The organism is Pyxidicoccus trucidator, from assembly GCF_010894435.1.
Lineage (GTDB): Bacteria > Myxococcota > Myxococcia > Myxococcales > Myxococcaceae > Myxococcus > Myxococcus trucidator.
In genome coordinates this window covers 238,882-262,113 of record NZ_JAAIXZ010000005.1, presented here as the reverse complement: position 1 = coordinate 262,113, position 23,232 = coordinate 238,882, and the positions used below count along the sequence as shown (strand labels likewise).

Here is a 23,232-nt window from a genome sequence, read left to right as displayed (position 1 = left end):
CTCCACGCCCGGCCCCCCGGCCAGCACTGTCTGCCCGATTCTTGACCCCCCAAGGGGTGATTGATACGACCGGCGAGTCCTTCCCCTCTCTAGAGGCGCCACCCTATGAAGAAGCTGATGGTGCTGGTGGCGGTGTCGGGGGCGCTCGCCGCGTGCGGCCCCGTGAAGTCCACCGCGAACATCCTCGACGCCGAGGTGCAGATCCAGGCCGCGCGCACGGCCGGGGCCGACAAGCTCGCCCCATTCGAGTGGACCGCCGCCAACCTGTACCTCGACAAGGCGCGCGAGGAGGTGGGCTACTCCGACTACCAGGCCGGCGTGGACTTCGCGGTGAAGGCCTCCCGCTACGCCAACGAGGCCCGCGAGAAGGCCATGGCCACCGCCGGCGGCACCGACTCCAGCGGCCGTCCCCAGACCCCGTGACGCCCGAGCGAATCCCGATGAAGCGTCCCTCCCTGGCCGCGCTGCTTCCCCTGCTCCTCTCCATTGCCTGCGTCAGCGGCAGCAAGATTCGCGCTGATACGGAGGTGCTCGCGGCGGACGTCGAGCGCGCCCGTCGCAGCGGTGCCATTCGCTGCGCCCCGGTGGAGTTGGCCACCGCCGAGGCCCACCTCGACTTTGCCCGGGGCGAGCTGAGCCAGGGCAACAGCGGCCGGGCCAACAACCACGTGCGCACCGCGGACACCGCGGTGGACCGGGCGCTGGAGCTGTCCAAGAACTGCGGTCCGCGCCAGGTGCTCGTCCGGGACAGGCCCGAGCCGCAGCCCCAGCAGCCGCAGCCCCAGCAGCCGCAGCAGCCCCAGCCGAAGCCCCAGGAACAGGTCGTGGTCCGCATCGAGGAGACGGACAACGACGGCGACGGCACGCTGGACAAGGACGACCCCTGCCCCGACCAGGCCGAGGACAAGGACGGCTTCCAGGACGAGGACGGCTGCCCCGAGCCCGACAACGACAACGACGGCGTGCTGGACGGCAACGACAAGTGCCCGCTCGCCGTCGGCGTGCTGGAGAACCAGGGCTGCCCGCAGGAGGCGCCGAAGGACCGCGACGGTGACGGCATCTTCGACGCGCAGGACAAGTGCGCGGACCAGGCCGAGGACAAGGACGGCTTCCAGGACGAGGACGGCTGCCCCGAGCTGGACAACGACCAGGACGGCCTCGTCGACAGCGCGGACAAGTGCCCCACGGAGACGGGCCCGGTGCAGAACGTGGGCTGCCCCATCCTCGACAAGGACGGCGACGGGCTGAATGACCCGCAGGACAAGTGCCCGGACGAGCCGGAGGACAAGGACGCCTTCCAGGACGAGGACGGCTGCCCGGACCTGGACAACGACAGCGACGGCATGCCGGACGGTCAGGACAAGTGCCCGCTGGAGGCCGGCCCCGCGGAGAATGGCGGCTGCGCCGACAAGGACCAGGACAACGACGGCATCGTCGACCGCCTGGACGCGTGCCCGGACCAGCCCGGTGTGAAGGAGGAGCGCGGCTGCGCCAAGCAGTACAAGATGGTCGTCATCAAGAAGGACCGGATTGAAATCAAGAAGCAGATCACCTTCGGTTCCGGCTCCGCGAAGATTGTCGGCAAGCAGAGCTTCGCCATCCTCGACGACGTGGCCCAGGCGCTCCGCGACGCGCCGTGGATCAAGAAGATTCGCGTCGAGGGCCACACCGACTCGCTGGGCAAGGACACCTCCAACCTGCGGCTGTCGCAGAAGCGCGCGGACGCGGTGAAGGCGCAGCTGCTGCGCCGGGACATCGACCCGGGCCGCATCGAAGCCGTGGGCTTCGGCGAGACGAAGCCCATCGGCCCGAACAACACCAAGGCCGGCCGCGCTCAGAACCGCCGCACCGAGTTCAACATCGTCGAGCAGTGAGCCGCCCCGCCCCGGCCCTCATGTGGCCGGGGCGCCGGGGTGAATGAAGCGAAGCGCCTCCGCGGCCCCGTGCCCCGGAGGCGCTGCTGTTTTCAGGAGGACGGCCTCAGCCGCCCTTGAGCAGCTCGTGGAGGACCTCGGTGGCGTACGCGCCCCGGGGCAGCTCGAAGGTGAGCCACAGGTCCTCTCCGCCCTCGGGCTCGGAGGACGGCTCGGCGGTGAGCTCGGGCGAGCCCAGGCGGACGCGGTAGGCCCTGCGCGCGCCTTCCGTCTCGCCGCCGCCGCGCTTGAAGTCGTCCACCGTGACGCCCTCGGCGACCAGCAGCCGCGCCTCGGCCTCGGCGACGTCCCCGGCGGAGGCCGGCATCTTCGGGCCGAAGATGGGCCCGGCCGGGCTCACCTCGAAGGCGGCCACGCGCGGGCCGTCCACCTCGGGCGCCTCGCAGACGAAGAGGCCGCCCGTCTCTTCCTTGCGCAGCACGTCCCCGCGCAGCGCGGTGGCCAGCGTGCCCGCGCGCAGGCGCTCCGCCAGCGCCCGGTTGAAGAGGCGGGACTGGAAGGCGGACAGGTACAGCTTTCGCTGGAAGCGTTCCGGCCGCTTCGGCAGCCGCTGGCCCAGCACCAGCAGCCGGCCCAGGTCCGCGTTGTCGCCCGCGCGGCCGAAGCGCTGCTCGCCGAAGTAGTTGGGCAGGCCCCGCTCCACCAGCCGGGAGAAGGTCTCCCGCGCGGCCCCCACGTCCTTCACGCCCCGCAGCCGCAGGCGGAAGCGGTTGCCACGCAGGTGGCCGGTGCGGAGCTTGTTCCCGTGCCGCTTCGTCCAGAGGAGGCTCACTCCGTCCAGGGCGAAGTCACCCACCTTCGCCTCCGCGCGCGCGGGCACGGAGATGAGCTGCCGGGTGACGGCCTGCCGGTCCTTCATCCCCGCCACGCCCACGTCGTCCTCGGACACGCCCAGCGCCAGCGCCAGCGCCTTCACCACCTCGCGGGTGTCCCGGCCGCGCTTCTCCACCCAGAGGTAGAGGTGCTCGCCCTCACCGGAAGGGAGGTACGCGGGCACCTCCTCCACCTCGAAGTCCTCGGGCACCAGCTTGAAGGCGCCCCCGCAACCGGGCACGTCCGCCGTCAGCCGGGGCAGCTCCAGGTCCGCCGTCACGGTGCCTCGAGCGTGGCCAGGAGTTCCTTCACGCGCCGGGCGAGGTCCTCGTCCGCGCGCGACTCCAGCAGCTCGCCGGCCTGGAAGAGGAGGAAGAACATCACGTCGCTGAGCGCCTGCTTGAAGGACGCCAGCGGCTCGCTGCCCAGCTGCGAGCGGTGCCGCTCGAAGCCCGCAATCAGCTTCGCCTCGGGCAGGCTGCCATCCGCCGCGAAGGCCAGCCCCTCCAGCACCGGCGAGGACGACAGCGCCTGGCCGGAGAGCGCGGCGTTGGCGGCGGCGATGAACTCGCGGTCCATGCCCTGCTTGGACACCTCGTCGCGAATCTCCCGGAAGATGAAGTTGAAGACGCGCGCCACCGGGCGCGGGTCCACCACCGGCACGGCGCGCACGGGAGGAACGGGCGGAGCCACTGGCGCAGCGGCCACGGGCGCAACCTTCACCGGCACGGGCGTGGGAGTGGTGGCGGTGGCCCCGGGCGCCATGAGGGGCTTGTCCGTCACCGACGCGAAGCCCCCCTCCAGCAGCCGGAACACCACCTTGGTGATGTCGAACTCGGACAGCCGCGCGGCGTGGCCCAGCTCGAGAATCGTGCGCCGGCCGTCGAGCAGGCCCAGCACCCGGTCCTCGTCCTCCTCCAGCTTCCCGTCCGAGGGGCGCTTGCGCGCCACGTACAGCCGCCCGTGGGGGATGCGCTTCCGGAAGTGCGCCATCTCGTCAATCTTCCGGATGCTGTCCATCAGCAGGCTCTGCGTGGAGAGCTGGATGATGTGACCCGTCTTCTCGTCCACCGGCTGGTCCACGAGGAAGAAGCTCCCCTCGCGGCACAGGACGATGGCGTGGAAGATTTCGCTCACCTGGTGGGTGACGCACTTGAAGAGGTCATGCGCCTGCAGGAGCCCCTTCTCCACCAGCGCGCGGCCCACCTTGGAAGGGGGGTGCTCGCGCAGCACCGTCTCCACCTGGGGCCGCTCGACGTAGCCCAGGCGCACCAGCACCTCGCCCAGCCGGTCCGCCGGGTCGTCGGAGGAGGCGCCCCGCACCTCGCCCTCGCGAAAGGTGACGGAGCGCTCGCCACCCGGCGAGGTGACGCGGATGACGCCGCTCCAGCGCGACTGGCTGAGGAAGGCGATGAGGTCCGACAACGGAAAGCCGCCCGCGTCCCCGGACAGCACCACGCGCGGAACGGGGATGGAGCCGCCCTCCGCGGGGGTGCGCGAGAAGACCAGCAGGTCGGGCGCCGTCGGCATCAGCGCGTACGTCCCCGAGCGCCCCGCGAGTGGCGAGGGGGCCTGTCTATCCTCGGGGGCGAGCTGACCCGTCCCCTCGATGCGGAAGCGCGCCATCATGCCCGCGGTCAGTCAGCGCCCCAGGCGTTGTTGTTCGTGCGCCACTCCAGCTCGTCCTCCAGGCTGTGGGAGAGCATCTCGTCCTGGATGAAGCCCAGGTCGAGCGGGCGCCCGTTGAAGTGCACCGCGGGCGTGCCGGTGATGCCGGCCGCCCGGCCCTGGTTGCGGAAGCCCTCCAGCTCCTGCTTGTACATGTCCGACTTCAGCACCGCGGCCAGCTTGTCCCCGTCCAGCCCCAGCCCCCTGGCCAGCGCGGGCAGGGCCTCGGGCTTGAGGTTCTCCTGGTGCTCGAAGAGGGCGTCGTGCATGGGCCAGAACTTGCCCTGGTCCCTCGCCCACAGCGCCGCCTGGGCCGCCGGCACCGCGTTGACGTGGTTGGACAGGGGGAAGGGCAGGTAGCAGAAGCGCACCTGCTGCGCGTTCTTCTTCGCGAAGGCCTCCAGCACCGGGCGGGCCTTGGCGCAGAAGGGGCACTCGAAGTCGGAGAACTCCACCACCGTCACCGGGGCGCTGGCGGGCCCGATGCACATGCGCTCGTCCACCTTGAACTGCGCCCGGGGGCTCCGGAAGGCGGCGTAGTACTGGGACAGCGAGACGATGACCTCGGTGGCGGGGTTGCCGTCGGACACCATGCGCGCGGCCACCCGGGCCATGCGCTTGGCGTGCCGGCAGCCGGTGTGCTGCTTCAGGCAGGCGCCCAGGGTGTGGGGGCAGCCGCAGTAGCAGAACTCGTCGCTGAGGACGGTGGCCAGCTCGCGCTTCGCCGTCGGGGGCAGCGACGAGAAGTCCATGCCCGGGATTCCGCTGAGGGCGGCGGCCGGGTCCGTGGGCGCGGCGATGGGCGCCGGGGTGGGGGCCGCGACCGGGGCGGGAGCGGCTGGCGCCGGGGCGGCGGGAGCCTGGGCGGCGGCCGGAGTCGCGCCCTCGGGGCTCTTGCACCCGGGGGCCGTCAGGACGACGGCCAGCAGGGGAATGACACGCTTCCAGCAGGAAAGGAGCACGCCGCGGGTCTTAGCCATGCGCGCGGGGCTTGTAAAGGAAGGCCAGCCTTGGCAGGGAAGCCCCCTGCCCATCATGCCCAGAGTCCTGCTGCTGCATACCGGGGGAACGCTTGGAATGGCCGGAGGTCGGCCGTCCGCCCTGCGTCCGTCGGCCTTCTTCAAGACGCTCAAGGCCCGCGCCCCGGAGCTGTTCCAGCTCGCGGACATCGAGCTGGAGCTGTTCAGCAACCTCGACAGCTCGGAGATGCAGCCGGAGCTGTGGAGCCGCATGGCCGCCCACCTCCACCACCGCCTCCCCCACTTCGACGGGGCCGTGGTGACCCATGGGACGGACACGCTGGCGTACACGGCGAGCGCCCTCTCCTTCATGCTGCGCAACCCGCCCTGCCCCGTGGTGCTGACGGGCTCGCAGCGGCCGCTGGGGGAGATTCGCTCGGACGCGCGGCTCAACCTCATCGACGCGGTGCTGTCCGCGCTCCAGGGGCCGCGCGAAGTGACTATCTGCTTCGACTCCCACCTCTACCGGGGCAACCGGACGCGCAAGGTGAAGGTGGCCGAGTACGACGCCTTCGAGAGCCCCAACTGCCCCGTGCTGGGCACCCTGGGCGTGGACGCGACATTCGAGCCGGGCCTGAAGCCGCGCGGCGCCTTCCGCCTCTTCGAGAAGCTCGACTCGCGCGTCTTCCTCCTGAAGGTGTACCCGGGGCTGGACCCCGCCCTGCCCCTCCAACTGCTGCCCCATGTGCGCGGGCTCATCCTGGAGGCGTACGGGGCGGGCAACTTCCCCATCGACCCGGAGCTGGGCCGGTCCCTGAAGCCCCTCTTCACCCAGGCCCGGGAGCGGGGGGTGCCGGTGGTGGTGGTGAGTCAGGCGTACCGCAATGGGGTAGACCTGAGCTTGTATGAGTCCGGGGCCGAGGCCCTGGCGGCGGGGGCGGTGGGCGGCGCGGACATGACCCCCTCGGCGGCGCTGGTGAAGCTGATGCAGGGGCTGGCCTACCACCCACACTCCCCGGACGCCCTGGCGCGCTTCATCCAGACCCCGGTGGCGGGAGAGCTGACCGTCGGACGGCCGACAGTCTCCCCGCCCGCCCCCGGACGCCGCCGGCCCGCGCGGAGGGTGCGTGCGGAGTGACGGCCGGTGGTGAAGAGTAGGGCAGCATGCTTGCCGATGTGAAAAGGCGGCCCGTAAGATGGGTGATGCGATGTCCGAGGAGAAAACTTCCGTCCATAACATTTCGGACCTGCTAGGCAGCGCCCAGCAGCAGAGCGCATATCTGATCGTCATCAGCGCCAAGTCCGCTGCGGGCATCGGGCGGATGTTCAAGCTGGACCGCTCCGAGGTCGTCCTGGGCCGCAGCACCGAGGCCCAGTTCCAGGTGGAGGACGACGGCATCTCCCGCAAGCACGCCAAGGTGGTGGCGCTGGGGGATGGGCGCTTCCAGTTGGTGGACCTGGCCAGCACCAACGGCACGTACCTCAACGGCCTGAAGGTCAACGCCGCGCCGCTCTACGACGGCGACAAGATTCAAATCGGCTCCAACACCGTCCTCAAGTTCTCCATCCAGGACGAGCTCGAGGAGCAGTACCAGCGCAGCATCTACGAGTCCGCCACGCGCGACGGCCTCACCCGCGTCTACAACAAGAAGTACTTCCTGGAGACGGTGCGCAAGGAGTTCAGCTACTGCCTGCGCCACCGGGTGCCGCTGTCGCTGGTCCTCTTCGACGTGGACCACTTCAAGAAGATCAACGACGCGTACGGCCACCCGGCTGGCGACTACGTGCTGACGCGCATCGCCCAGCGCGTGAGCGACACGGTGCGCACCGAGGACCTGCTGGCGCGCTACGGCGGCGAGGAGTTCGCGCTGATGCTGCGCGAGTCCGCCGAGGACCAGGCGCTGGCGTGTGCCGAGCGCTGCCGCTACGCGGTGGACAAGGCCGACTTCGTCTTCGGAGGCACGCCCATCAAGGTCACCATCAGCCTGGGCGTGGCCACGCTGCTGGACTCGGACTTCTCCCAGCCCGAGGACCTCATCGCCGCGGCGGACAAGTACCTGTACCGGGCCAAGCGCGCGGGCCGCAACCGCGTGGACGCCAAGGCCGTCAGCGGCATCTGACGCCCTCCCCCACTCCTTACTAGAGGCCGAAGCCCAGCCGGCGCAGTCCCTCGCGCGACACGTGCTGCACGTGGGTGTCCGCGTCGCGGGCCGCCGCGTCGGACAGGGCGGCGGCGGCGTGGGGCCCTCCAATGCGCACCAGGGCCTGCGCCGCGGCCACCCGCACGGCGGACACCGGATCCTGGCGAAGGCACACGGCCAGCCCCTTCACGTGGGCCGGGCGGCCGATGTGCTCCAGCGCCTTCGCGGCGGCCGCGCGCACCACCGGGTGCTCCGAGTCGAGCAGCACCGCGGCGTCGTCCCCACGCGGGGACAGGCGGTGGCCCCCCACCACCTCCAGCGCGGCGGCCACCACCTCCGGCGCCGGGTCCTCCAGCGCGTGCGAGGTGGCCTCCGCCACCTCCGGGTTGCGCGCCGGCAGCACGCCCAGCACGCGGACGGCGCCGGCCCGCACCAGCGCCTCGGAGTCGCGAAGGTAGGGTGTCAGCGTGCCCAGGCGCTCGCGGCTGCCCTCGTCGCAGTCCGCCAATTGCGCCAGCGCGTCGCCGCGCAGGGCCGCGGGCAGCGCCCTGTCCCGGGCCGTGCCCACGAAGAAGGCCGCGCAGCCCTTCTCGTGCACCATGGCCTCCAGCCAGGGCCGTGCCGCCGCGGCGTCCTTCGTCGCCAGCCGGCGCTCGGCGGCCTGGCGCAGCGACAGTCCCTCCACCTCGGCCAGCACGCGGGCGGCGTCCTGACGCACCTGGCGGTCCGCGTCCCCCAGCGACTGCTCCAGCTCCCGGCGCGCCAGCGGGCCGTAGACGCGCAGGGCCTGCACCGCCTTGCGCCGCTGGAGGGGCCCCGCTCCGGACAGGTCCGCCTGCAGCGCCTCCAGCTCTCGCGAGTACACCGCGAAGAGGCGGTTCACCCGCGCCTCGTCCGCCGGCCGGGCCTCGTCCAGCAGCAGGCGCCCCACCGAGGTGCGCTTGCGCTCGGCCACCACCTTCAGCGCCCCGGCGGTGATGGCGTCACCCGCCTCCGGCCGCGTCTCCAGCGCGTCCAGCACCACCCGCGCCGGCCGCCTGCCGAGGAAGCCGGACAGGTGCGCGAGCGCGACGCCCCGCACCTTCAAATCTTCCGCGTACAGCTCCAGCTCCAGCGCCTTGCGGATGGCGTCCCGGCGCGCCCACACCCGGGCCGCCGCGTCCGGGCCGCGCGCGCCCGCATCCTTGAGGAAGTCCGCGGAGGACTGGCCCGCCTCGGCGGCGGCACGGGCGGCGGTGAGGCACGCGTCCAGGTCCGCGGCGGCGGGCGACGCCGACACCCACTCCGCCAGGAGACGCCGCTCGGTGATGCCCCGGAGTCGGGCCTCCGCGCGCACCGCGGCCCACCTCACCCGCCAGTCCGCGTCCTTCCGGGCCGAGACGAGCGCGTCGCGATTCGACGGCCGCATGCCCTCCAGGGCACCCACCCACGCGTCGACACGGCCGCCGGGCAGGCATGCCCTGCAGACCCTCGCGCGCTGCGCGGAGTCCAGCACGTGCCGCTGGCATGACGTCCAGCAGTCCTTCGTCCCGGTGCCGGCGCTCTGGCCGGTCGCCAGGAGCACCACCAGGAGGAGGGCAGGGCTCACGATGCGGCCACTCTAGTGCATCGGCCCTAGCGTTTCCCTCCAGCGCCCTTGCGTTTTGCCCGGCACTGGGACATACCCGCTGCCCCTTTAAAGTCACACCCACATCTACGCATGGCGGAAGGAGGTGACAGTATGCCCGGTATCCGAGTTAAGGAAGGAGAGTCCATTGAAAGCGCCCTCAAGCGCTTCAAGAAGGCCACCGAGAAGGCCGGAATCCTTTCCGAGATCCGCAAGCGCGAGCACTACGAGAAGCCTTCCGTGAAGCGGAAGAAGAAGGCCCTCGCCGCCAAGAAGCGCGCGGTGAAGAAGGCCCGCAAGTCGTTCTAAGCGAGGCCCGCGCTGGAGCCGGGGCCCCGTCAGGTGCCCTGGCTCCCGCCGTCCAGTCCCCGGAACACACTTTCCCCCAGCGGAGTCGCGACATGGCAACCCTGAAGGAGCGGATCGACGCGGACCTGAAGGACGCGATGCGGTCCAAGAACGAGCTCACCCTCCTCGTCCTGCGGATGCTCAAGAGCGCGGTGAAGTACAAGGAAGTCGAGCCGGGCGCTTCCGCCCTCGATGACGCGGGCGTCCTGACGGTCATCGCCGGCCTCATCAAGCAGCGCCGTGACTCCATCGAGCAGTTCAAGTCCGGCGGCCGCCCCGAGCTGGCGGAGAAGGAAGAGGCCGAAATCGGCGTCCTCCAGAACTACCTCCCCAAGCAGCTCAGCGCCGACGAGCTCGCCGCCGAGGTCCAGGCCGCCATCGCCGAGGTCGGCGCCAAGGGCCCCAAGGACATGGGCGCGGTGATGAAGAACCTCAACCCCAAGGTCCAGGGCAAGGCCGAGGGCCGCGTCATCTCCGAGGCCGTGAAGGCCCAGCTGGCGAAGCTGTCCTGATCCACCTGAGGCTAGGTTGAAGCCTGCCGGCGCTGTCGGGAAACCGGCGGCGCCGTTGCTTTTGGGGCGGCCCTGGGGGCGGAAACTTGCCCCTCCGCCCCCCCGTCATTAAGTGCCTGGGCCGGTCCCCACCGCGTCCCGCCCTTGTCCGGCGGACGTCGTGTCCCAGGGCCGTAGGAGTCCGTGCCGTGCCCCATCCCTCCCCTCGCCTCCGCCGCTCCCCTCCTCCCACGCCCGTGGGCAGGATCTGCCAGGTCGCCTGGCGGGCGGGAGACGTCAGCCTGGGCTGTGATGATGTCAGGCGTGCGCCCACCTGTGCGTGGGCCAGGGGGTGGGTGCTGTGATTCCGGAACACAAAATCCAGGAAATCCTAGACCGGGTCGACCTCGTGGGCGTGATTTCGCGCCACGTGGAGCTGAAGAAGGCCGGGCGTGAGTGGAAGGCCTGCTGTCCCTTCCACCAGGAGAAGACGCCCTCCTTCTACGTGGTGCCGGAGAAGCGCTTCTATTTCTGCCATGGCTGCCGGGCCAGCGGCGACGCGGTGTCCTTCATCCAGCGCTACCTGGGGAAGACCTTCGTCGACGCGGTGAAGGACCTGGCGCAGGAGCTGGGCATCGACGTGGAGGGCGAGGAGGACCCCGGCGTCCGGGAGCGGCAGCGCATCAAGGACGCCACGGACTTCGCCGCCGAGCACTTCCGCGCCCTGCTCTGGCAGCACGACGAGGGCCGCGCCGCGCGGGCCTACGTCGCCAGCCGCGGCGTCTCCGAGGAGACGGCCATGGCCTATGGGCTGGGCTGGGCCCCCAACGCGTGGAGCACCCTGGCGGACCGTCTCCAGAAGCAGGGCATGCTGGAGTGGGGGCAGCAGGCGGGACTGGTGACGCCGCGCTCCAGTGGCGAAGGCTACGTCGACTTCTTCCGCAGCCGGCTGGTCATCCCCATCCGCTCGCCGGAGGGGCGCTCCATCGCCTTTGGCGGCCGGCTGGTGGGCTCGGATGACGGGCCCAAGTACCTGAACTCGCGCGAGTCCCGCATCTACAACAAGAGCGAGACGCTCTTCGGGATGAACCAGGCGCGCGACGAAATCCACAAGCGCAAGGCCGCCATCCTGGTGGAGGGCTACTTCGACTGCATCGGCCTGTACCAGGTGGGCATCCGGCACTCGGTGGCGCTGTGCTCCACCAACCTCACGCCCGGCCACCTCCAGGGGCTGCGGCGCGTGGACGCGAAGCGGCTCTACCTCCTGCTGGACGGGGACAAGGCCGGCCTTGCCGCTGTCGAGCGACTCGCCGGTCCCCTGCTCGCCGCGGGGGCGGACGCCCGGGTTGCGTTGCTGCCGCAGGGCGACGACCCGGACACCTTCGCGCGTCGCGAGGGTTCAGAAGGTGTGGAGCGCCTGCTCGACAGCGCCCAGCCGCTGACCACGCACCTCTTCACCACCGTCCTGCCCGACGGTACCCGGTCACCCTTCGAGGAGAAGATGGCGGCGTTGGACAGGCTCAAGCCGATGATTGCCCAGGTCCCCCCGGGGCTGGTGCGCAAGGACCTCTTCGAGGCCCTGGCGTCCTGGTTCGGCTGGACGGCGGCCATCGTCGACGAGTCCCTCCGCAACCTGCGCCCCAAGCCCACCACCGTGGGGCCCCAGGGCGCCAACCCCGGCGCCGGCACCGGCCCCGGGCAGCAGCCGCCCCGCCCCACGGAGAAGCCGCCGCCCTGGCTGGAGACGCTCTACGTGGCCTCCGTCCTGAGGGACGCCCGCCTGCTCGCCCGGGACACGTTCCGGGTGTGTGATGAGCTGTCACACATGGGCCTGCGGATGGCGCTTGCTCATGCCACGTCCGGGCATGGCACCGAGGATGCGCTCTACGAGGCCTCGGACGCCGTGAAGCGCTCCGTCGCGGAAGCCTGGCGCCAGCTGCCCGAGACAGGGGCGACGCTGGAGCACGACTTCTCGAACATCTGCAGGGAAATCATGGTGCGGCGCATTGACGAACGCCTCGTTTATATAAGGCGAGCGACGGAGCAGACGGCGGGAGCGTTCGACCTGACAGAGGAGACGCGCCAGCTCCTTTCGGAGCGCGTGGAACTGTTGGCGCTCAAGAAGCGTGTCCTGGAGGAGCTCAGGCCCTCCTCCACGTCGGGAACAAAGGCGCCCATGCAACCGGTTTGAGTTCGCGTTTGTAAGAAACCCTGACTTTGCGGTAGATCGGCCGGCTTGCCCCTGGCCTCAAGCCCCTGAATTTCCTAAGGAGAAGTACCCGAATGCCGACGCAGAAGCCCACGAAGGCGTCCGTGAAGCCCACCAAGAAGAAGGTGGATCCGGTGATCCGTAAGAAGAAGGCTCCGGACAGCTCCGCGACCTCGTCGGCGAAGGGGACGAAGGCGGGCACCGAGGAGAAGGAGGCGATCTCCGCGAAGTCGGACGTCGTCGCCGAGGCCACGGAGAAGCTCAAGAAGAAGAAGGGCGTCACCTCGGCCATGGCGGATGACGTGGACCCCGAGGAGGCCGCGGAAGAGGCTGCCGCCGCCGTCCAGGTGGACCCGGACGCCGTCGAGGACGACGTCGAGGAGGATCCGGTCGCCGAGCGCAAGGAGGTCAAGGACCTGCTCGCCGCGGGCCGAGAGAAGGGCTTCCTCACCTACGACGAGGTGAACGACGCGCTCCCCGCCGACATCGTGTCGTCCGATCAGATCGACGACGTGATGAGCATGTTCGGCGACAACGACATCGAGATCGTTGACGCCCAGAAGGCCGCCCAGAACAACGAGATCAAGCCCACCGTCACCGTCGAGGAGGAGAAGGAAGACGCTGACGAGGACGAGAAGGACGAGGACGACGAGCCGGGTGGCAAGTCGAACGACCCCGTACGCCTCTACCTGCGCAAGATGGGCAGCGTCAGCCTGCTCACGCGCGAGGGCGAAGTCGAAATCGCCAAGCGGATTGAAGAGGGCGAGAAGGAAGTCCTCCGCGCCCTGCTCGCCTGCAAGGTGGCCGTCGAGGAGATCCTCGACATCGGCAACAAGCTGAAGACGGCGAAGCTGCGCGTGCGCGACGTCATCAAGGACGCGCCCGAGGAGGCCCAGGCCGAGGGCGCCGAGGAGGCTCCCGAGGAGGTCGGCGAGGGTGACGCTCCGGCGCAGCTGGCGCAGAGCGAGCTGAACAAGATCGAGCAGATCTGCAAGCAGATCGAGCGCTTCCGCAAGTTCGCCAAGGACTGCGAGGTGCTGGAGGAGGAGCTCGCCTCCAAGAAGAAGCTGACCGAGGTCCGCAAGAAGGAACTGAAGCAGGAGATGAAGGACCTGCGGACCAAGATGATGGAAGTCCTGGAGGAGATGCGGCTCAACAAGAAGCAGGTTGACCGCATCGTCATCAACCTCAAGGCCCTCATCGAGCGCGTGGACAAGGCCGAGGACGAGCTCCGCGAGCTGGAGCGTCGCTACGGCATCTCCATGAAGGAGCTTCGCCCGCAGCTGAAGGAGTCGCGGGAGAACCCCAACATCGGCAAGAAGCTGCAGAAGCAGCTCAACCTCACGCCCGAGCAGCTCGAGGTCCTGGACCGCGACGTGCGCACGGCGGTGCGGAAGATCAAGAAGGTCGAGGAGGAGGCCAACCTCCCCGTCGAGTCCCTGCGCCGCAACTACGACGCCATCCGCCTGGGTGAGCGCCGCGCCGAGCGCGCCAAGAGCGAGCTGGTGGAGGCCAACCTCCGCCTCGTGGTCTCCATCGCGAAGAAGTACACGAACCGCGGCCTGCAGTTCCTGGACCTCATCCAGGAGGGCAACATCGGCCTCATGAAGGCCGTGGACAAGTTCGAGTACAAGCGCGGCTACAAGTTCTCCACGTACGCCACGTGGTGGATCCGCCAGGCGATTACTCGCGCCATCGCCGATCAGGCCCGCACCATCCGCATCCCGGTGCACATGATCGAGACCATCAACAAGCTCATCCGCACCAGCCGCTACCTCGTGCAGGAGATTGGCCGCGAGCCGACGCCGGAAGAGATTGCCGAGAAGATGGAGCTGCCGCTCGACAAGGTCCGCAAGGTCCTGAAGATTGCCAAGGAGCCCATCTCCCTCGAGACGCCGATTGGCGAGGAAGAGGACAGCCACCTGGGCGACTTCATCGAGGACAAGAGCCTCGTGTCGCCGGCGGACGCGGTCATCAACATGAACCTGGCGGAGCAGACCCGCAAGGTGCTGGCCACGCTGACGCCTCGTGAGGAGAAGGTCCTCCGCATGCGCTTCGGCATCGGCGAGAAGAGCGACCACACGCTGGAAGAGGTGGGCCAGGACTTCGAGGTGACGCGCGAGCGCATCCGTCAGATTGAGGCCAAGGCGCTGCGCAAGCTGCGCCACCCGAGCCGCTCCAAGCGCCTGCGCTCCTTCGTGGAGAGCTGAGGCTGGAGTGAGCTGAGCAGCACGAGGCCTCCGGTTCCTTTCGTGGACCGGGGGCCTTCGTGTTTCTAGAGTCCGGGGCCATGGCCGCGCGCGCGAAGAAGCAGAAGCCCGAGGCGAAGGTGAGGTCCCAGACGTCGAAGCTCGGGTCGGCAGCGAAGCCCGAAGCCTTGATGTCAGGACCGGTGCCGCGTCCGCCATTCTCGGAGACGGTGTTCCGCGCCGTGCGCGCGATTCCGCGCGGGCAGGTGCGCTCCTACGCGCAGGTGGCGCTCTACGCGGGCCGCCCCGGCGCGGCGCGGGGCGTCGGGCACGAGCTGACGGGGCTGTCCGAGCAGCGGCAGCATGACGTGCCCTGGTGGCGCGTCATCCGCTCGGACGGGACGCTGGCGCCCCTCGTCGCGCATGAACAGGCGAAGCGCCTGCGTGCCGAGGGCGTGGAGGTGCGGCAGCGTGGCGAGGTGTTCCGCGTGAAGCTGGAGGACGACGGGCGCGGATGACGGCTGTCCTCCTCTGGGGCCTCCCTTGCGTCCGAGGGCAGTGCCCCGGGCGGAAGACAGCCGGCGGGCGTCCCTCTTGCCAGCGGCGCGGGCTGGGGGTTATTCACCCTGCACAGTTGCGTGTTTGGGGGCCCTTAGCTCAGCGGTTAGAGCTGTCGGCTCATAACCGATTGGTCCCTGGTTCGAATCCAGGAGGGCCCACTCCCCTTAACCCCGCGCACCGACTCGGGAATCTCCACCGAGGCACCGGGGCGAAAATCCGCCTCCGCCGCGCTCCGCACCACCGGCGCACCAGGCGTCCGGCGGCTGCCAACGGGAGCACCTCGGCAAGCAAGCAGTCGGCTTCGAACCGGGCGCTCTGTTCCGAGGGGCCCGGTGCGTCAATGAGAGGCTCTCAAGGGAGCGGTGAGCCGCCAAACGGCATCCTCGCCCCTGCGACACCGGATGGCATCGCGCGGAGCTCGCAATATTCTCCAAGAGAAGATGGCGAGCACCTCCTAGAAGTGGGCCTCGACCCAACAGGAGCAAACAACATGGCTTCCATCCGCAAGGAGATTACGACGCGTGCCGCACCCGAGTCGGTGTGGGATGCGATTCGTGACATCGGCGCTCTTCACACGAGATTGGTTCCCGGCTTCGTTGTCGACACGCGCCTGGAGCCGGGAGCCCGCGTGGTCACCTTCGGCAACGGGATGGTGATCAGGGAGCCCATCGTGACGGTCGACGAAGACGGACGGCGCCTCGTGTGGGGCGCAGAAGGTGGACCGCTGACCCACTACAACGGAGCGGTCCAGGTCTTCGCGGAGGGCATGGGGAGCCGGGTCGTCTGGACTGCCGATTTCCTGCCTCACGAGGCCAGCGTCGTCGTCGGCTCGATGATCGAGGACGGCATGGCCGCCATGAAGAAGGCGCTCGATGGGCTGGTTACATAGGCCGTACTCCGCCCTCGCAGTCCCGGCATTCGAGGCCCGTGGCCCCAGGAACCTCCAAGCCGTGAAGCGGGTGCCCGATGTCGAAGCATAGAACTCGGCGACCGCGGTGAAGGCGCCCCTCGCTCCGCTGGACACCCGGCGCCGCGACTGCTTTGTCCCGCGGGCAATGGACTCCAACACGCCTCGCATCCTCGCTCAGCGCGTGGGCCTGCCCCGCGAGCTGGGCACGGCCGGTGCCACGTCGCCGCTGGAGCGGCCGTGGACGAGCGCCATCTTCAAGGAGCCGGTGGCCGGGCCGGTGTGGCTGTCCCGCACGGGCCTGGCCGGAGATGGGCAGGCCGCCCTGAAGGTCCACGGTGGCCTGGAGAAGGCCGTGCTCGCGTACGCCGCCGCGCACTACGACTTCTGGCGCGAACGACTGGAGCGCGCCGACGTGGGCCCCGGGGCCTTCGGCGAGAACTGGGTCCTCTCCGGCGGCACGGAGGACGGCACGTGCATTGGCGACATGCTGCGCATGGGCGGCGCGCGCGTGCAGGTGTCCCAGCCGCGCCAGCCGTGCTGGAAGCCCGCGCGCCGCTGGGGACGCAAGGACCTGGCGCTGAGCATGAGACGGATAGTGCCTCTGGCTATGGCTTGAGCCTCAACACCCGCGGCCTGGGGTGGCCCTCGCGCCGGGGCCCGCCATGCACTCGCCGGGGGCAGTCCCAGGGGCTCCAGAATCGCTCGCACCCCTCCCGCTTCCGTCACATACGCCAGCACCTTTCGTGTGCCTCCACACCGCGGACAGGCGAACACGTCCAGGTCGAACGTCCTCCTGAGCAACTCTGCCCAGTCCACTCGCGGTGTCCTCTCCTTCATCCGCTCCTTCCTGGCCGCTGCCTCAAGCCCCGCGCTCGCCTCCTGCGCACCTGCTTGAGGGAGCCTCACCTGCGCCGTGCTCAAGGCGTTGCCGACCTTCAACGCCAATGTCGGTGGGTTCCTCGCCGCCGAGTCGACGCAGGATGTGAACATCGACCATCTGGTCCTTGACGGTAACCGGGCGGCGCGCCTGGGAACGACGGCGGCCTCGCAATGCGCCGGTGGCAACAACCGCTACGGCTTCAACTCCCGGATGAGCGACTGCACCTTCTGCCGCTTCACCCACAGCGTCAGCAAGAACGCGCTCTGCGGCACCGGGCTCGAGTTCTGCGGCAACGACGGCACCCTCATCAACAACGTCTTCCGCTCGAACGGCCAGAACGCGACTTCCAACATGTGGGCCGACGGGCTGACCATCCACTTCTCGGATCGCGCGACGGTGAGCGGCAACACCTTCGTCGACAACAGCGACGTGGCCCTCATCCTGGGGGGCGGGCGAAACGCCGTCGTCACCCACAACTCCATCAGCCAGCCCGATCAGGTCGTCTTCGCCGGACTGATGCTCGACAACTTCAACGGCGGTACCTCAGGCGACTTCACCGGCGCCATCGTCACTGGCAACACGATTGACTGCGCGGCGGCCCGTAACTGCCACTTCGGTATCAACCTGGGACCGCATGCCTGGTATCGGTCGACCAACATCCTCGGCGGTGACGTGTACGGCAACACCGTCTTCGCGGCCCGCCAGGGGCTCAACGTCGATGGCGCGGGCACAGCGGTCGCCCCCCTTCTCCTCTACGGCAACACGGTGAGCGGATCCGCCCCCGGTTCGGCGAATTTCCTCTGCGGTAGCCACAGCACCTCCAATCTGAACATCAACACCGCCGATTCGGTCGTGAACCGCAACGGCGACACGACTCCGATGACGGCCTTCGCCTGGCACGACTGCCCCTGAGCCACCCGAAGAGAACACTTGCCGGCGCCGGCACGTGTGCTCCGAGCAGTTCGAGGAGCGCACCTGTGCCACCGTGCACGGCGCCGGTCTTGGAATGTCACTGCCGGGTCAGCGCCCGTCCACGGACTTCGAGTCCGGGGCTTGCCGGGGCAGGGGCGCCAGCGTGCGCAGGGGGGCGTCGCTGCCCACGGCGATGAAGGGGGCCCAGTAGTGGGGATGGGCCTGGGTCAGGCGCATCTCGCGCATCGCTTCTCGCAGGGCTGTGGCGCGGCCCTGCCCCGCGAGCAGGTTGCGGTAGTAAGCCTCCATGAGGGTTCCCGTTTTTGCGTCGTTCACCTTCCACAGGCTCATGACGATGGTCTCCGCGCCTGCCACGACGAAAGCGCGGCGCAGGCCGAAGACTCCCTGGCCCAGCTTCACGTCGCCTCGGCCGGTGTCGCAGGCGGACAGCACCACCAACTGGGTGCCCCACAGGTTGAGGCCCGCCAGCTCCAGGGCTGTCACCAGCGCGTTGTCAGGCGGAGGCCTGGCCGCGCCCGGGGCGTCAGGCGCCGTGGGGCGTGCGCCCGCGAGAATCAGTCCCGAGCGCAGCAACGGGTCGGGAGAAGGCGTTGCGGGGCCCTCTTCGCTCAGCACACCAAAGCTGACGACAGCTCTGGAGCCCTTGGGGACGGGGGCGTCCTCGAGGAAGAAGCCGTGGGTGGCCAGGTGCAGCACGCCGGGTGTGGGCAACTGGAGCAGCCGCTGCTTGGTGGCCTCGGTGCCGAGGAAGAGCTGGGCCTGAGGAAGGAGGCGTTTGATGCTCTCGGCCTCCTGGCGAGAGCCTGGCAGCGGCGCCCAGGGGGTGGCGGCGAGGTCCGAGCGCGAGGTGGAGAAGAAGCGCTCGAGGGGGGCGGAGCGCTCGGCCGGCGTGGGGGCGGTGCCGGAGGACAGGGACGCGGTTGCAGGTGACGCCTGGAAGTCCGGGTCGGCGAGGACGACGACGGAGGATGGGGGGAGATTGTCCTGGGGGCGCGGCAGCAGGTCCTTGCCTGAGGTGAGGTAGGTGAAGTCGAAGGAGTCGAGGAGGAAGCGGCGGCCGTCGTGGAGCGCGGCGAAGGGGACGAGGCCCAGATGCGCGTCGGGAGAGAGGAAGAGGCGGCGGGTATCGCCCAGCAGGGGGAGCAGGGGCCGGAAGGCGAGCCGGTAGAGGGCTTGAGCCGAGGTCAGGAATTGAGCGTCGCGGCTGGCGAGGGCATCGCGCAGGCGCGTGGCGGCGCGGTCAATGGGCGCCGCGGGGCCGAGGTCCAGGGCCTGGGTGGAGCCATCGGGGAGGAGTACCAGCGCCAGGTAGCGGAGCTGACCCGGAGTCTTCGCGCGTAGCTTGTAGGGCTTGGGAATGAGGGGACTGTCCACGTAGGCGATGAACTCGACGAGGGCTCCGTCCTTGGGGAGGGAGGCGGCGACACGGTCGACGATTTCGGCGGGAGGTGGCAGCGCGGTGAGTGCACGCAGGGGTGCGGAGCGTTTTGCAAGGTCGGCTTCGAGGGGCTCGCCCTCGTCGGCGAGCTTCTGGAGTCGCTGTTGGTAATCTGCCGGGGAGAGCGAGGCGGGGCCCGCGAGCGAGAGGGTGGCCCGTTGGGTGCGCAGGCTGCGCAGCCGCTCGAAGGTGTCGCGATCCTCGGCCCCCAGGCTCCGGTAGATGGTGCGGGAGATGTCGGCGGTCTCCTCGACGGAGCGGCCCTTATGCAGGAGCACCGCGCTAAGGGCCAGGCGCCGCACGCGAGCGTCATTGGGATGGGCGCGCAGCAGGGCATAGAGGACCTGCTCATCCGCGCGCAGAAACTGGAGGAAACTGGACAGGCGCGACTCGGAGAAGTCGAGCGCCTCGTGGCGCAAGCGCTGCTCGGTAATGGCAAAGGCGCGGGTATAGAGCGGGAGGGCGTCGGCGAGTCGATGCTGGGCCAGGCGGAGCCGCGCGAGGGCGTTGAGCGTTGCAGCGACTTCGGGGTGGTTGTTGCCTTGGGTCGCCTCCAGGATGGCGAGCGCGCGCTGGTAGAGGGGCTCGGCCCGGCCGTACAACCCCTGGGCCGCGTAGAGGTCGGCGAGGACGTTGAACCCAATGGCGACGGCGGGGTGGTTGTTGCCGAAGGCCGCCTCCAGGATGGCGAGCGCGCGGTGGTAGAGGGGCTCGGCCCGGCCGTACGACCCCTGTTCAAAGTAGAGGATGGCGAGGTTGCCGAGCGCGCCGGCGACCATGGGGTGGTTGTTGCCGAAGGCCGCCTCCAGGATGGCGAGCGCGCGCTGGAAGAGAGTCTCGGCCCGGTCGTACAAACCCTGTTTCTCATAGAGGATGGCGAGGCCTTGGATCGGCTCGGCGACGATGGGGTGGTTGTTGCCGAAGGCCGCCTCCATGAGGGCGAGCGCGCGCTGGTAGAGGGGCGCGGCCCGGCCGTATAGCCCCTGCCGCAGGTAGAGGGTGGCGAGGAAGTGGAGCGAGGAAGCGACGTCGGGGTGGTTGTTGCCGAGAGCCGCCTCCCGAATTGCGAGCGCGCGTTGGGAGAGGGGCTCGGCCTGACCGTACAGCCCCTGGGTCGCGTAGAGGATCGCGAGATGGTGGAGCGAGGAGGCGACGTCGGGGTGGTTGTTGCCGAGGGCCGCCTCCCGGATGGCGAGTGAGCGTTGAAGCAGGGGCTCGACGTGTGCAATGTCCGCTTGCCAGAAATGCAGTTCACCTACCAACTGCAGACCGTGGGCGACGTCTGGATGCGTGCCCCCGAGCGCGGCCTCCCTCAGCGTGAGCGCATGCTGAGCCGGTGCAAGGGCCTCCGAATAACGACCTGCGTCCCTGAGCTTCGTCGCCTCGTCAAACGCTGCCTGCGCCTCCAGAAGCCTCGCATCCCTCGGCTCCTCCGCGATTGCTGCTCCTGCCGAAAAGCAGAGCATGACGACCGTCATCCACCCGAATACGGTTTTCATGGTCCCCCTCGTGAATGCAACGTTGCTGCTCTATCTCTTCCGCAGCCGCGCACGAATCAGTTCGACCACGGCACGAGATTGAGAGAGTCAAGGTCGCAAGTCATGTGCTTCCGCTCCTGAGAGGATGTTGGCTCGTCCCGAGCTCACGTCGTGGAGGCGAGCACTTCCCCCCTCGAGTTGAATGAGCCGACGCAGTGGAAAACGATGCAGGGAATCCGCGCCTGCACTCGCGGCGTTCGGCGACCTGCCTCACACGAGATGCAGGAGCGCGTCGATTTCCCTGCATGATTTTCCGGGTCACGGCCTCTTGGAGTCGAGGACGGTGAACGTTCAATGGCCGCTCCTGGGGTCACGCATAAGAGGGATGGGGGCCCTGTTGAGGGGGAGGGAGGGTGCAGAGGGGCCGAGGAGGGCCGCTGACGGGGCCGCCCGAGTGATGCTCCCGTCCGGTGGACAGGCCGCGCAGCCCCCTTGGGGTACACGCCTGCCCAGACCGCGCTCCCATCAGGGTGGTGCTCTCCGACGACCCACGCATCCGCGCCTCCCGCGTCACCCCTCACAGCCTGGCCGACTACGACAAGCTGCTCTCCAAGGACTCTCCCAATGACGACTCCACTCGCTGAACGCCTCGCCTCCCTCGGACTGCACTCCACCGCGGGCGCCCTCGATGACCTCATCGCCCGCGCCACCAAGGCCCGCTGGGGCCCCGCCGAGCTGCTCGAGCACGTCGCCGACGAAGAGCAGCAGGAGCGAAGTCGCCGCAGCCTGGAGCGGCGTCTCACCCGAAGCCGTCTGGGCCGCTTCAAACCCATGGCGGATTTCGACTGGGCCTGGCCCAAGAAGATTGATCGAGAGGCCGTCGAGTCCGCCCTGCGCCTGGACTTCATGCAGGGCGCTCGCAACGTCGTCATCGTCGCACCCCAGGGGCTGGGCAAGACGATGATTGCCCAGAACATCGCCCACGAGGCCGTGCGTAAGGGCTCCTCCGTCCTCTTCACCTCCGCCTCCCAGATGCTGATGGACCTGGCCAGCCAGGACTCTTCACGCGCGCTGGACCGGCGCCTGCGCCACTACACCAGCCGCACCGGACTGCTCGTCATCGACGAGGTGGGCTACCTCTCCTACGATTCCAGGAACGCCGACCTGCTCTTCCAGGTCGTCTCCAGGAGGTATGAGCAGCGAAGTCTCGTCCTGACTTCCAATCTGGCGTTTTCCGACTGGCCCGGCATCTTTCCCAATGGGGCGTGCGCCACCGCGCTCATCGACCGCGTCATCCACCACGCGGACATCATCAGCATCGAGGGGCAGAGCTACCGGCGCAGAGCCGCCGAGGAGAGTGCGGCCGCGCGCAAGACGAAGGCGAAGCGCAGAGCCGGACGCCGGGGCGGTGGACTCGCGGAATCAGTCTGCCGTCCCGGTCCAAATTTCCGCGCTTTCGCGTGAACGCCAACACACTGAAGCCCTCGTCCACGTAACAGTGCTGCGGGGGCACCTGCGGCCCCAACTCCGCGGCAGCTTTGTGGAGCGCCGCCACTTGCGAGGCGACCGTCTGTTCCTGCTCCTGCCGCGCCGAGGAAACGCGAGCGTAGAGCGCAGCCCTTTCAGCCATCAGCGGCTCCTCGCTTGGTGCCCAGCTCAACGACGCCGGGACTTGTGACTTCGATTGCCTCGGCTGGAGGCCCTCGGGGCCTTCCGGCCGCGCCGCGAGCCGCGTCCAGGAGCAACTGCACGGCGCGCCCCATCCGCTCGCGGCCGTCGGCCGTCGGGGCGGGCTTCCACTCGATGCTCCATTCTCTCTTGCGCACCCTCCTCGCCTGGCGCAGCCGAACGTGGACGGCTAGAGCTGCCGCCCTCCTGCTTCACCTCAGGAGGTGGAGCCGAGGGCCAGCTACGCTTGGGCACCCGACGGTACAGGGCGAACCGCACCAGCCTCTTGTCGATTGTGGCTAAACCGCCAGCATGAACGTCCTGCGCAGCAGCCCGGCCCCATCCACCCGCGCCGTCCTCTGCTTCCTCGGCTCCTCCACCGTCGCGGCCAACGAGAGGCTGCATCCGCGATGATGCGTGCCCCTGCGACGGCACACCGCACCGCGGACAGCTCAGCGGACAGGCTGATGGCCTTGGTAATCGTGCAGATTCCTTCTGGGGTGAGTGGTGTAGTCGCACCTCGACGATGCGGCCGTTTCCAAAGGCAAGCGGAGCCCCGCCCATCCGCAGCGGGACTCCTCCCCAGGCACTCCTGCCCGTGCCTCACCCGCTCCCTAAGATGCTCGGCCGGGGCGAAGAGGACGGCTGACGTCATCCTCCGGGTGAGTGTCGAGGCCAGCAGCTTCCTCACGGCGCGCAGCATGGCGTTCACTCCCTTCCCGCCCGACTGATCACGCCTCGCCCACACCGTGACAGGTACGGAGACGAAGCCTTCACTTCTCTTCTGCCCTTATCCCACCGGGACGAGGAGACTTCCTGCCCGAGACACGCCAAGTGGCTGGAATTCCTTGTATTCCACGGGAGGCGAGCAGATTTTCTGCATCATTTTTCTCCGTGCCGACTCACTTCGGGAAAGCACCACTCGACCAATTCCCAATGAGTCCTGAGTCGGCCAGGGGGGCTCCTGCTCAGGGAAGTGCAACATCAGCTCCTCCACTCTCAGATG

Annotated in this window: 18 protein-coding genes and 1 tRNA gene; 14 read left to right on the top strand and 5 right to left on the bottom strand. The window is 69.1% G+C overall.

Going from position 1 to position 23,232, the window contains the following annotated elements; all coding sequences use genetic code 11:
* Positions 1-105 precede the first annotated feature (105 nt).
* Positions 106-423 carry a DUF4398 domain-containing protein gene (locus G4D85_RS16955; protein ID WP_164013151.1) on the top strand — a complete coding sequence of 106 codons (318 nt, stop codon included), beginning with the start codon at positions 106-108 and terminating at the stop codon, positions 421-423.
* Positions 424-440: 17 nt separating this feature from the next.
* Complete coding sequence (locus tag G4D85_RS16950) at positions 441-1,874, top strand: OmpA family protein (protein ID WP_164013149.1); 1,434 nt, start codon at positions 441-443, stop codon at positions 1,872-1,874.
* Between the two features lie 106 nt (positions 1,875-1,980).
* On the opposite strand, the gene truD is transcribed toward G4D85_RS16950, so the two are convergent.
* Genes truD through G4D85_RS16935 form a run of 3 tightly spaced genes read right to left on the bottom strand, consistent with a single transcriptional unit; the run spans position 1,981 to position 5,377 of the window.
* A complete protein-coding gene (truD, locus tag G4D85_RS16945; RefSeq protein WP_164013147.1) occupies positions 1,981-3,027 on the bottom strand; it encodes a tRNA pseudouridine(13) synthase TruD in 1,047 nt (348 codons plus the stop codon).
* Positions 3,024-4,376: a DUF4388 domain-containing protein gene (locus tag G4D85_RS16940; RefSeq protein ID WP_164013145.1), complete on the bottom strand. Its 1,353-nt coding sequence runs from the start codon at positions 4,374-4,376 to the stop codon at positions 3,024-3,026. Before G4D85_RS16940 ends, truD begins: the two co-directional genes overlap by 4 nt.
* Before the next feature lie 8 nt (positions 4,377-4,384).
* Positions 4,385-5,377, bottom strand: a complete 993-nt coding sequence (locus G4D85_RS16935) for a DsbA family protein (RefSeq protein ID WP_164013610.1) — start codon at positions 5,375-5,377, stop codon at positions 4,385-4,387.
* 73 nt (positions 5,378-5,450) lie between these two features.
* Here G4D85_RS16935 and G4D85_RS16930 point away from each other — a divergent pair, with 73 nt between their 5' ends.
* The gene (locus tag G4D85_RS16930) at positions 5,451-6,512 is read left to right on the top strand and encodes an asparaginase (protein ID WP_164013143.1); all 1,062 of its coding nucleotides are present in this window, start codon (positions 5,451-5,453) and stop codon (positions 6,510-6,512) included.
* A 70-nt stretch (positions 6,513-6,582) separates the two neighbouring features.
* On the top strand, positions 6,583-7,494 hold the full coding sequence (locus G4D85_RS16925; protein ID WP_164013141.1) for a GGDEF domain-containing protein: 912 nt from the start codon (positions 6,583-6,585) through the stop codon (positions 7,492-7,494).
* A 19-nt stretch (positions 7,495-7,513) separates the two neighbouring features.
* Here the strand turns inward: G4D85_RS16925 and G4D85_RS16920 are convergent, their stop codons facing one another.
* Complete coding sequence (locus tag G4D85_RS16920; protein WP_205525575.1) at positions 7,514-9,103, bottom strand: HEAT repeat domain-containing protein; 1,590 nt, start codon at positions 9,101-9,103, stop codon at positions 7,514-7,516.
* A 132-nt stretch (positions 9,104-9,235) separates the two neighbouring features.
* Between G4D85_RS16920 and rpsU the strand changes: the two genes are divergently transcribed.
* The 9 genes from rpsU to G4D85_RS16875 all read left to right on the top strand — a co-directional run bounded on the left by rpsU (position 9,236) and on the right by G4D85_RS16875 (position 17,621).
* Positions 9,236-9,430 carry a 30S ribosomal protein S21 gene (rpsU, locus tag G4D85_RS16915; RefSeq protein WP_002614080.1) on the top strand — a complete coding sequence of 65 codons (195 nt, stop codon included), beginning with the start codon at positions 9,236-9,238 and terminating at the stop codon, positions 9,428-9,430.
* A 92-nt stretch (positions 9,431-9,522) separates the two neighbouring features.
* Positions 9,523-9,981, top strand: a complete 459-nt coding sequence (locus G4D85_RS16910; protein ID WP_164013139.1) for a GatB/YqeY domain-containing protein — start codon at positions 9,523-9,525, stop codon at positions 9,979-9,981.
* 340 nt (positions 9,982-10,321) lie between these two features.
* On the top strand, positions 10,322-12,151 hold the full coding sequence (dnaG, locus tag G4D85_RS16905; protein ID WP_205525574.1) for a DNA primase: 1,830 nt from the start codon (positions 10,322-10,324) through the stop codon (positions 12,149-12,151).
* Between the two features lie 92 nt (positions 12,152-12,243).
* Positions 12,244-14,379, top strand: a complete 2,136-nt coding sequence (gene rpoD, locus G4D85_RS16900) for an RNA polymerase sigma factor RpoD (protein ID WP_164013136.1) — start codon at positions 12,244-12,246, stop codon at positions 14,377-14,379.
* Between the two features lie 80 nt (positions 14,380-14,459).
* Positions 14,460-14,876: an MGMT family protein gene (locus G4D85_RS16895; RefSeq protein ID WP_164013134.1), complete on the top strand. Its 417-nt coding sequence runs from the start codon at positions 14,460-14,462 to the stop codon at positions 14,874-14,876.
* 128 nt (positions 14,877-15,004) lie between these two features.
* Positions 15,005-15,077, top strand: a tRNA-Ile gene (locus G4D85_RS16890).
* 332 nt (positions 15,078-15,409) lie between these two features.
* Positions 15,410-15,808: an SRPBCC family protein gene (locus G4D85_RS16885; protein ID WP_164013131.1), complete on the top strand. Its 399-nt coding sequence runs from the start codon at positions 15,410-15,412 to the stop codon at positions 15,806-15,808.
* A gap of 166 nt (positions 15,809-15,974) precedes the next feature.
* Positions 15,975-16,445 carry an MOSC domain-containing protein gene (locus G4D85_RS16880; RefSeq protein WP_164013129.1) on the top strand — a complete coding sequence of 157 codons (471 nt, stop codon included), beginning with the start codon at positions 15,975-15,977 and terminating at the stop codon, positions 16,443-16,445.
* 297 nt (positions 16,446-16,742) lie between these two features.
* A complete protein-coding gene (locus G4D85_RS16875; protein ID WP_164013127.1) occupies positions 16,743-17,621 on the top strand; it encodes a NosD domain-containing protein in 879 nt (292 codons plus the stop codon).
* Positions 17,622-17,729: 108 nt separating this feature from the next.
* Here G4D85_RS16875 and G4D85_RS16870 read toward each other — a convergent pair whose 3' ends face one another.
* Entirely contained in the window at positions 17,730-20,579 is a 2,850-nt protein-coding gene (locus G4D85_RS16870) for a tetratricopeptide repeat protein (RefSeq protein ID WP_164013126.1), read from the bottom strand.
* Between the two features lie 603 nt (positions 20,580-21,182).
* Between G4D85_RS16870 and istB the strand changes: the two genes are divergently transcribed.
* Complete coding sequence (istB, locus tag G4D85_RS16865; RefSeq protein WP_164013124.1) at positions 21,183-22,022, top strand: IS21-like element helper ATPase IstB; 840 nt, start codon at positions 21,183-21,185, stop codon at positions 22,020-22,022.
* Positions 22,023-23,232 lie beyond the last annotated feature (1,210 nt).

What these genes read in the sequence shown, in the direction of transcription:
- G4D85_RS16870 (WP_164013126.1), bottom strand. Translation starts at nt 20,579, where the DNA reads ATGAAAACCGTATTCGGGTGGATGACGGTCGTCATGCTCTGCTTTTCG.
- G4D85_RS16910 (WP_164013139.1), top strand. Translation starts at nt 9,523, where the DNA reads ATGGCAACCCTGAAGGAGCGGATCGACGCGGACCTGAAGGACGCGATG.
- istB (WP_164013124.1), top strand. Translation starts at nt 21,183, where the DNA reads ATGACGACTCCACTCGCTGAACGCCTCGCCTCCCTCGGACTGCACTCC.
- G4D85_RS16950 (WP_164013149.1), top strand. Translation starts at nt 441, where the DNA reads ATGAAGCGTCCCTCCCTGGCCGCGCTGCTTCCCCTGCTCCTCTCCATT.
- G4D85_RS16930 (WP_164013143.1), top strand. Translation starts at nt 5,451, where the DNA reads ATGCCCAGAGTCCTGCTGCTGCATACCGGGGGAACGCTTGGAATGGCC.
- G4D85_RS16955 (WP_164013151.1), top strand. Translation starts at nt 106, where the DNA reads ATGAAGAAGCTGATGGTGCTGGTGGCGGTGTCGGGGGCGCTCGCCGCG.
- rpsU (WP_002614080.1), top strand. Translation starts at nt 9,236, where the DNA reads ATGCCCGGTATCCGAGTTAAGGAAGGAGAGTCCATTGAAAGCGCCCTC.
- G4D85_RS16885 (WP_164013131.1), top strand. Translation starts at nt 15,410, where the DNA reads ATGGCTTCCATCCGCAAGGAGATTACGACGCGTGCCGCACCCGAGTCG.
- G4D85_RS16895 (WP_164013134.1), top strand. Translation starts at nt 14,460, where the DNA reads ATGGCCGCGCGCGCGAAGAAGCAGAAGCCCGAGGCGAAGGTGAGGTCC.
- G4D85_RS16940 (WP_164013145.1), bottom strand. Translation starts at nt 4,376, where the DNA reads ATGATGGCGCGCTTCCGCATCGAGGGGACGGGTCAGCTCGCCCCCGAG.
- G4D85_RS16880 (WP_164013129.1), top strand. Translation starts at nt 15,975, where the DNA reads ATGGACTCCAACACGCCTCGCATCCTCGCTCAGCGCGTGGGCCTGCCC.
- G4D85_RS16925 (WP_164013141.1), top strand. Translation starts at nt 6,583, where the DNA reads ATGTCCGAGGAGAAAACTTCCGTCCATAACATTTCGGACCTGCTAGGC.
- rpoD (WP_164013136.1), top strand. Translation starts at nt 12,244, where the DNA reads ATGCCGACGCAGAAGCCCACGAAGGCGTCCGTGAAGCCCACCAAGAAG.